The organism is Bartonella sp. AP65SXKL (assembly GCF_042195725.1).
Lineage (GTDB): Bacteria > Pseudomonadota > Alphaproteobacteria > Rhizobiales > Rhizobiaceae > Bartonella.
Map to the genome: position 1 here is coordinate 1 of NZ_JBHIOW010000062.1, position 1,566 is coordinate 1,566.

Genomic DNA, 1,566 nt, shown 5'->3' on the forward strand with positions numbered 1-1,566 from the left:
GATTGTTATCCCCACCTACAGTGGTGAACCTGATAATTAATCATAGGGAGGAAACAAGACATGGCAGATCAATTACCCCCTCCATTACAGGGCAGAAATCTACATACCCAACAGGTAAGTTTTTTGCGGTTAAATATCTCGCATAAAGATAAGCATCTTACGGAGAAAATTGGGATATTACCCCGTGGCGCTTTGATCACTTCGATGAAGGCTTTTGTCAAGACCGCGTTTTCTGAGGCAAAATTAAAGATAGGCAGCACCTATGGAGGCAATGAGTTCAGTGAAAAAGACATCAAAGCCCAGGGCACGCAAGATTTTACGCCAACAGATCAAAAGTCTTTTGTTGCAGATGATAAGGAGATGACCCTTTATGCAACACGAGACAAAACCACCGATGCTGGTGAATGTATTGTGGTTGTGCAATTCGTAACAAATCATTGAGGGGATAAGACATGGCAGATTATTTACCACAGCCCTTGCAAGGGAGAAATCTTCATACCCAGCAGGTAAGCTTTTTGCGGCTTAATTTTAGCTATGAAGATAAAGAAAAGGTGATGAAGATAGGCACCCTCCCTCGTGGTGCTTTGATTACTTCGATTAAAGTGTTTGTTAAGACAGCATTTTCGGACACAAAGGTCAAAATAGGCAGCACTGCTGGAGGGACTGAGTTTGGTGAAGCGGAAATCAAACAACAGGCAGTAAAAGAGGTTAAGCCCACCAATCAGAAGGAATTTGTCCCTTATGATGAAGAACTTACTCTCTATGCTAAAGCGGACAAAACGGTACAAGCTGGTCAAGCAAGTATAGTCGTTGAATTTGTGACTAATCACTGAGAGGTATTTTGATGACACGTCATTATATTCGGGTTAAGACCGGAGGACCGATACCAGTAAAGCGAGATGTTTATCGTCATAAGAGAACACTTTCGCACTTAGTGTCGGTTATTCAAGATGAGATTGATGACATAGCCGATGAGTATGTTCAACAAATCCAAGAAAGCATTTTTGCAGCCATTCGTTTTTGTGAACGGGAGACCTTTTACTTTAACGAAAGCCGTGATGTGGTGTTTGAGACACGGGCGGGACAAGGTGTTTATGATGCAAGCGCTACCCGCCCTATTGAAACAGCTGTTAAAATAAAAAACGTTTATCTAAGCTCTGATCAACATCATAAGTTTGCCTTGGAATGTAAGGACCATGTTTCTTTAGAGCCTTTGTTATCATCAGAGCAGCAAGGAACGCCGGTTTGTTACAGTTATTTTGATAGGAAATTACATCTTTATCCCACGCCGGATAAAGCCTATCAGATTCAACTCATTCTCTCTCCATTGCGTTTATCAGAGATAGTACTCAGTATAATATCAAAAAACACAATAAAGTCAATAGTTTGCTTGCAATTATTTTATATGAATCCACTCAAGAATCCATCTTTTTATGCATGATTCATTTGACCATTTTTTATATAAGATTGCCATGTATGAATAGATCCAAAAAAGCTAATCATAAAGAAGTTTAAGAAGAAAAAACAACTTCAAAATGTCCTTCAAGCGTTTTAACTTCTTTCGGA

Annotated in this window: 3 protein-coding genes; all 3 read left to right on the forward strand. The window is 39.7% G+C overall.

Annotation, left to right across the window (positions count from 1 at the left end; translation table 11 throughout):
* The first annotated feature begins 60 nt into the window (after positions 1-60).
* From ACFIMP_RS09645 to ACFIMP_RS09655, 3 genes are read left to right on the forward strand one after another with little or no spacing between them, the layout of a single operon-like run.
* Positions 61-441 carry a hypothetical protein gene (locus tag ACFIMP_RS09645; protein ID WP_252619690.1) on the forward strand — a complete coding sequence of 127 codons (381 nt, stop codon included), beginning with the start codon at positions 61-63 and terminating at the stop codon, positions 439-441.
* A gap of 11 nt (positions 442-452) precedes the next feature.
* The gene (locus ACFIMP_RS09650; RefSeq protein ID WP_375610467.1) at positions 453-833 is read left to right on the forward strand and encodes a hypothetical protein; all 381 of its coding nucleotides are present in this window, start codon (positions 453-455) and stop codon (positions 831-833) included.
* Positions 834-844: 11 nt separating this feature from the next.
* Positions 845-1,441 carry a hypothetical protein gene (locus tag ACFIMP_RS09655; RefSeq protein ID WP_375686330.1) on the forward strand — a complete coding sequence of 199 codons (597 nt, stop codon included), beginning with the start codon at positions 845-847 and terminating at the stop codon, positions 1,439-1,441.
* The last annotated feature ends 125 nt before the right edge of the window (positions 1,442-1,566 follow it).

Bases quoted from the DNA above. Each gene is read 5' to 3' on its own strand.
- ACFIMP_RS09645 (WP_252619690.1), top strand. From the start codon at position 61: ATGGCAGATCAATTACCCCCTCCATTACAGGGCAGAAATCTACATACC.
- ACFIMP_RS09650 (WP_375610467.1), top strand. From the start codon at position 453: ATGGCAGATTATTTACCACAGCCCTTGCAAGGGAGAAATCTTCATACC.
- ACFIMP_RS09655 (WP_375686330.1), top strand. From the start codon at position 845: ATGACACGTCATTATATTCGGGTTAAGACCGGAGGACCGATACCAGTA.